Genomic DNA, 7,438 nt, shown 5'->3' with positions numbered 1-7,438 from the left:
CATAGTTCTCCCACTTTTACATAATAATATATATTTTAATAATATCACTTTTTGGTTATTTTTTCATCATAAATTTTACTTAATTTAAAATTTAATAATAATTATTACACATAAATTAAAAAAGAGTGAAATTTAATATTAAAATTCACTCTTTTTTATTATATATTTTTACCTTGAACCTGCCTTGATATGTTTAAAAGTATTCCCATAGCCATCATATTAATAACTAATGATGTTCCTCCGTAGCTAATAAAAGGCATTGGTACCCCGGTTACAGGCATTGATCCTGTAACAACAGCAATATTTATAATTGCTTGAACTGCAATTATTGATGTAATACCTATGGCTAACAAAGTTCCATAAGAATCCATAGCTTTCATAGATACTTTTATTCCCCTCCAAACAAAAAATACAAATAGAAGTATAATAAATAAACAACCAATCAAACCAAGTTCTTCACCTATTATAGAAAAAATAAAGTCATTATGTGGTTCTGGCATATATAAAGTTTTTTGCCTGGATTGGCCAAGCCCAAGTCCAGTTACTCCACCAGCTCCCAATGCATAAAATGATTGTATTAATTGATACCCATCTCCTGCTGGATCTTGCCACGGATTTAAAAAGTTAAGCATCCTTGCTCTTCTATAATCTTCTCCAAATATAAAAAACATTACTGCAACTAATAAAACAGGAGCAACTTTCCCAAACAAATCTTTTAATCTTCCTCCTGCTACAAAAAGCAAAATGAATGTAACTATCATAATAATAGCTGCAATACTTAGATTCTTTTCTGCTAAAATCAACGCCGCAAAAAAACCTGATATCCCCAAATAAGGAACTATTCCTGTCCAGAATTTCTTAATTCCATCACCTTTTGCATCTAAGCTCATAGCTAAAAACATTACTACAGCGTATTTAGTTAGCTCAGATGGTTGGAATGACAATGGACCTAATTGAATCCATCTTTTAGCTCCATTTACTGCTGGGAAGAAAAATACAGCAATTAATAATGGTATAGTAATAATAAGTATATGCGGAGTAATCTTGCGTAATTTATGGTAATCAAAGTTTGCCATAATTGCCATTGCTATTAACCCAGTTATAGCCCAAATTAATTGTTTCTTTAAATATACCATACTATCGCCTTCTTTAAACATAGCATAATATGAACTAGCTGAATAAATCATTATTACTCCAATTGCAAGTAAAAGAATAACAGCATAAAATATACCATAGTCAATCTCACCTAACTTAGCTTTTTGTTTTGCTGCTCTCATAAAACCTCCTCCAATCGATGATTAAAGGGCCATAAATCCTATAAAGCATAAAACTACAGTAATAATCGCAAAAATTGTTACTATTTTAGTTTCACTCCATCCTATTTGCTCGAAATGATGATGAATTGGTGCCATCTTAAATAATCTCTTACCTCTTAATTTATATGATGAAACTTGTAGAATTACTGAAATAGTTTCAAATACATAAATTCCACCAACTATAAATAAAATAAGTGGCAATTCCAATATTAATGCAATAGTTGCTATTGCACCACCTATCGCTAATGAACCTGTATCACCCATAAATACCTTAGCTGGATATGCATTAAACTTTAAGAAACCAAGTAATCCACCTGCTAATATTATAGAAAAAATAGCTAGTGATTCATGTCCCATTGTGAATGCAACAACACCAAAAAAAGTTAAAACTAATACGCTAACAGTGGATGCTAATCCGTCTAACCCATCAGTTAAATTAACTGCATTGGTTGCACCTGCATAATAAACAATTACAAACGGTATATATAGCATTCCTAATGGTATTATTGTATTTATAAATGGTATTCTTAAAGCAGTACCTAAATTTACAGATCCATAAACTGCTATTGCAGTAGAAAAGATAATTAGTAGTAACATTTTTTGCCAAGCTTTTAGTCCTTCATTATCTTTTTTCACTATTTTTAATATATCATCTAAAAATCCAATAAATCCAAAAGCTAATAACGAATAAAGCGCTATCATTGCTTCATCCGTAGGGCTAAATCTCATCGCAATCATAACTATTAATGTTGAAATAATAAATATTAGTCCTCCAATAGTAGGAGTGCCTGCTTTTTTTAGATGGCTTTTAGGCCCTTCTTTTCTTATATTTTGACCAAATTTCAATTTAGTTAGCATAGGTATTATTATCGGTCCTATAATAATTGATACTATAAAAGATAATACTAATCCTATAGCTATTTTCGATGTTACAATGTCTATTAACTTCTCCCCCATTATTACTGCCTAAAAGGCAGTTCACCTCCTTTGTTATATTTCTACCTTTTCTAGTGAAATTACTATTTCTTCAAATTTCATGCCTCTTGATGCTTTTACTAAAATCACATCATTCTCTTTGACGATTGTACTTATACTACTGATAAAGTCCTCTTTATCATCAAAAGTTATAATATTATCTAATTCAAAGCCTTTCTTATAGCAATCTATATATTTCCCAATTACTATTAATAAGTCAACTTTATTTTTAGCATAATATCCAACTTCGGTATGTGCATTTATAGATTCATCACCAAGTTCATTCATAGTTCCTAGTATAGCAATTTTTCTTCCATTTTCATAAGAATTAAGAACATCAATTGAAGATTTCATTGAATCAGGACTTGCATTATAGCAGTCATTTATTATAGTGAATTTTTCTTTTTTAATAACTTGTAGCCTCATTGAAGTAGCTTCAAGATTCTTAATTCCTTTTTCCATGTCTGAAAATGATACATCCAACTTTTTACCTACTGCTATAGCCAACATCGAATTTAAAATATTATGTTTGCCAGCCATAGGAATCTCAAAATTAAATTGACCATCTTTATCTTTCACCGTAAAGGAAGTTTTATCCTCCTTTAGTATAATATTAACAGCATAGACATCATATTCATGATTATAGCCAATTCTTATAATTTCAAAACATTTATTTTTTATTTTTTGTAAATTATCATCTTCGTCATTAATAATTAAAGTATTGCTTTCATTGAAATAATTAAATATTTCCGACTTCGCTTTTAGTATATTATCTTGAGTCTTTAAATTTTCAATATGAGATAATCCTATGTTTGTAATTACAGCAATATCAGGTCGTGCACAATTAGCTAGTACATCTATTTCTCCTAAATTGCTCATTCCCATCTCTAATACTGCAACATCATAAGAACTGTCAAGTTCTAAAATCATAAGTGGTAATCCTATTTGATTATTAAAATTTCCTTTTGTTTTAAAAACCTTATACTTATGACTTAAAAAAGCTGCTATTAAATCTTTTGTTGACGTTTTACCACATGATCCTGTAACACCTACAACCTTAATTCCAAGTTTTTTTCTATAAAAGCTTGCTAGGTTTAATAAAGCTTCTTCTGAATCCTCTACCTTTATTACTGTTCCTAAATTATCACATTTTTCTATATCAAATAAGACTTCATCTACAATTGCTATGGAAGCACCTTTTTCAAAAGCTTCCATAACAAATTTGTTCCCATTAAATCTCTCACCATTAATTGCTAAATATATATTATTAGCTTCAATTTTTCTTGTATCTATACAAATTTTATTAAATTCCTTTTTTCCTTCTATTATCACTTTTCCTGCTGTAGCTTCTAAAACTTCATTTAAAGATAATTCCACCTTATACACCTCTATTTTTTTCTCTTATTTGCTAGGATTTCATCAACAACTTCTCTTTCATCAAAATGAATTATCCCTTCATTAGTTATTTGATAATTTTCATGGCCTTTGCCTGCTAGTACTACTACATCTCCTTCTTCAGCCATGTTTAATGCTAGCTTTATTGCTTCCGATCTATCTTCTATAGCTATATAATTTGATTTACTTATACCGGCAATTATTTCTTTTATTATAGCCATAGGATCTTCTTCTCTAGGATTATCAGATGTAATAACAGCTAAATCTGCTAGTTCAGTTCCAATCCTGCCTAATTCTGCTCTCTTTACCTTATCCCTATCTCCACCACATCCATATACTGCAATCAATCTGTTTTTAGTATAATCTTTCAGTGTTTCTAGTATATTTTTTAACCCATCAGGAGTATGCGCAAAATCAATTATAATATCATAAGGAATATTATATTTATGACCGATTCTTTCGCATCTTCCTGGAACAACTACATCTACAAGCCCTTGTGCAATATATCTATTATCAATATCTAAAACATCCATAGCAGCAATTGCTCCTAATGCATTATATACATTATATTCTCCTGGTAATATAGAATTGTAATTTTCCCCATTGACTTTAAAGTGAATGTCTCCTTCTTTTAACATAACTTCAGAAGCCTTAAAATCACTTTCATCTTTAATTGAATATGTCCTTACTTCCTTATTATCAAGGCTTTCAATGTCTCTTACAATTCTATATCCATAATCATCATCTATATTTATTACGCAAGTTTTACTTCTTTTAAACAGTTTGAATTTTGCATCATAATAATTTTCAAATGATTTATGAAAATCTAGATGGTCTCTTGTTAAATTAGTAAATATTCCAACTTCAAATTCACATCCGTAAACTCTATCTAGGTATAATGAGTGGGATGATACCTCCATAACACAATATTCACAATGGTCTTCAACCATATCTTTAAATAACTTTTGAAGTTCTAAAGATTCTGGAGTTGTCCTTTCAGATTTTACTTTTTTATCTCCAATATAATTCGCAATTGTGCCAACTAATCCAACTTTTTTTCCTGCTTTTTCTAAAATTGATTTTAATAAGTACACTGTTGTTGTTTTACCATTAGTTCCAGTTACACCTATTAATTTTAACTTACTTGCTGGATTGCCATAATAATTAGAAGACATAGTAGCTAAAGCTTTTCTACCTTCTTTAACTAATAATACAGTTATTCCTTCTTCTCTTATATTTATATCTCTCTCACATAGAATAACCTTTGCTCCAGCTTCTATTGCTTTCAAAGCATAGTTATGTCCATCAACTTCAAAGCCTGTAAGACAAACAAATAGGTCTCCAGCTTCTATTTTTCTACTATCATATTGGATGTGGTTTACCTCTACATCTTGGCTCCCACTTAAGACTTCAAAACTTACTCCTTTTAATAACTCTAATAACTTCATTTAACCATCTCCTTAATATTCTAAACGAAATCCCTATGTCTTTTGTATATAAATTTAGCATGTGAGTTTCCCACATGCTAATGTAAAGGGATATTCTAATTAATCTCCATATTCATTATTTAATACTAAATTAACATTAGTACCTTTAGAAATCATCTCACCTTTTGGTATGCTTTGTTTAACTATTGTTCCTTCACCTTCATAACTAAAAGTTATTCCGAGATCATCTAAAACGCTTGTCGCTATCTCTAGAGTGCTACCCCTTAAATCTGGCATAACGACATATTTATTATAAAACTCTATCTCTCCTGTGTCTATATTAATCTTAGAATTTTCTTTAACTGTATATCCTGGATAAGGTTTCATATCTGTTATTATAGACCCATTTCCTTGAATATTATACTCCAAATTATACTCTTTCAATATTTTTTTAGCTTCACTTATCTCAAGCCCTCTTAATTCTGGAATAACAACATCTTTCACTATACTGTTTATATCATCTTTAGGCATATTTTCATTCATGTAATTAAATATATCTGTAAACAACTCATTTGCTAAAGGAGCTACAATTTGACCTGCATAATATGTTCCGGTTCCAGGCTCATCTATTGAAATAAATACTGTAACTTGAGGATCATCTGCTGGAGCAAACCCTGCTAAAGATGAAATATATTTACCTGATTCATACCCTCCACCTTTAGGATTTACCTTTTGAGCTGTACCAGTCTTTGCTCCCACATGATATCCTTCAACATATGCTTTGCTTGATCCTCCATATGAAACAGTCCTTTCTAGGTAATCTCTTAATATAGCAGTTTTTTCTTCTGTAAGTACATCAACTATATTAGGCTCAAAAGATTCTTCTACAACATTCTCTCCTTTATCATTTACAGAAGTTATTTCCTTCATTAAATGAGGTTGTATTAACTTTCCACCATTTATAATACTATTATAAGCAGTCATATATTGAACTGCATTCACAGTATTTGTTTGTCCAAATGAAATCGTAGCTAAATCTGCTTCGTTAATATCTTCAGTCTTCTTAGTTATTCCCTTTGCTTCTCCAGGTAAATCTACCCCACTTATTTGTCCAAACCCTAATTTTTTAATATATTCATTTAATTTCTCCTTACCTATTCTCTTACCAATTTCCATAAATCCTACGTTACATGAATTTTGTAATATTTCTGGTAAAGTTTGAGTTCCATGGCCAGATGTCTTCCAACATTTTATAGTATGTGGACCTATTTTTAAACTTCCATTACAAACAAATGTATCATCTTCTTTAACTAATCCTTCTTCCAAATTTCCTATCATAGTAACTACCTTAAAAATAGAACCTGGTTCAAATGTATCGTTAACTAAATGATTTCTCCACATTTTTTGCACCTTTTCAGCTAAAGATTCTCCCTCATAATTCTCAGCACCTTCATATGGATTATTCGGGTCAAAATCTGGTTTGTTTACCATTGCAAGTATTTCACCATTATTAGGATCCATAATAATAATTGAAACTTGCTTTGCTAAATTATCATTATAACCTTCTTCAGCAATTTTTTCAGCAAATGCTTGTAAATTTGCATCTATAGTTAGAACAACATCTTTTCCATTTATAGGAGAAGTAAATTCTGAAATTGTATAAGGAAGTTCATCGTTATACTTGCTTAATTCTGAAATTCTAAGTCCAGGAGTACCTGATAAATAATCATTATATTCTAGTTCTATTCCAGTTAGCCCTTGTCCATCAATGTTAGTACTTCCTAAAACATGTGCTAGAAAATTTCCATTAGGATAGTATCTCTTTGTATCTGGAGAAACTATAACTCCTGGTATGTTTAAATTTTTAACCTTATCCGCTTGTTCTTTTTCTATTCTTCTTACAAGAATTGCAGCTCCTGCATCAGCCCCACTAGGCAATTTAGTATTTAACTTATCTAAAACCTTTTTCTCTTCCATACTAAGTGCTTCAGCGATTTCTGGTGCTATATCATTATTTGTGAGATTTTCTTTTCTCAAATGTCCTTTAATAGAGTTTAAATCAAAATCCACTCTATATACATTAGCAGACACTGCAAGTTCAACCCCATTTCTGTCCAATATACGTCCTCTTCTCGCATCAATTTTAACTTCACTTGTCCATTGTTCTTCAGCGCCTAAAGCATAATCTTCCCTTTTAACTATCATTATATAAGATAGTCTTATCATAAGAAGACTAAATAAACATATCAATACTATAAGCGCTAATGATATTCTCTTTTTCATTAGCGCTTTATCTCTATAACTCTTTCTATTCACATCAATGCC

The 7,438-nt window shown here is 30.4% G+C and carries 5 protein-coding genes; all 5 read right to left on the bottom strand.

What is annotated here, in order from left to right:
• Nucleotides 1–158: 158 nt before the first annotated feature.
• Nucleotides 159–1,277, bottom strand: a complete 1,119-nt coding sequence (spoVE, locus tag QK892_RS07445; protein ID WP_317272908.1) for a stage V sporulation protein E — start codon at nt 1,275–1,277, stop codon at nt 159–161.
• A 21-nt stretch (nt 1,278–1,298) separates the two neighbouring features.
• A complete protein-coding gene (gene mraY, locus QK892_RS07440; protein ID WP_317272907.1) occupies nt 1,299–2,273 on the bottom strand; it encodes a phospho-N-acetylmuramoyl-pentapeptide-transferase in 975 nt (324 codons plus the stop codon).
• A 33-nt stretch (nt 2,274–2,306) separates the two neighbouring features.
• A complete protein-coding gene (locus QK892_RS07435; protein ID WP_317272906.1) occupies nt 2,307–3,668 on the bottom strand; it encodes a UDP-N-acetylmuramoyl-tripeptide--D-alanyl-D-alanine ligase in 1,362 nt (453 codons plus the stop codon).
• An 11-nt stretch (nt 3,669–3,679) separates the two neighbouring features.
• Nucleotides 3,680–5,134 carry a UDP-N-acetylmuramoyl-L-alanyl-D-glutamate--2,6-diaminopimelate ligase gene (locus QK892_RS07430; RefSeq protein WP_317272905.1) on the bottom strand — a complete coding sequence of 485 codons (1,455 nt, stop codon included), beginning with the start codon at nt 5,132–5,134 and terminating at the stop codon, nt 3,680–3,682.
• A gap of 99 nt (nt 5,135–5,233) precedes the next feature.
• Complete coding sequence (locus QK892_RS07425; RefSeq protein ID WP_317272904.1) at nt 5,234–7,429, bottom strand: stage V sporulation protein D; 2,196 nt, start codon at nt 7,427–7,429, stop codon at nt 5,234–5,236.
• Between the last annotated feature and the right edge of the window lie 9 nt (nt 7,430–7,438).

The organism is Clostridium lamae (assembly GCF_033043255.1).
Classification (GTDB): domain Bacteria; phylum Bacillota; class Clostridia; order Clostridiales; family Clostridiaceae; genus Clostridium; species Clostridium lamae.
The sequence above is the reverse complement of the archived record's forward strand: the minus strand, read 5'-3'. Positions and strand labels throughout refer to the sequence as shown.

Coding starts and splice junctions, on each gene's coding strand:
- spoVE (WP_317272908.1), bottom strand. CDS start 1,277: ATGAGAGCAGCAAAACAAAAAGCTAAGTTAGGTGAGATTGACTATGGT.
- mraY (WP_317272907.1), bottom strand. CDS start 2,273: ATGGGGGAGAAGTTAATAGACATTGTAACATCGAAAATAGCTATAGGA.
- QK892_RS07430 (WP_317272905.1), bottom strand. CDS start 5,134: ATGAAGTTATTAGAGTTATTAAAAGGAGTAAGTTTTGAAGTCTTAAGT.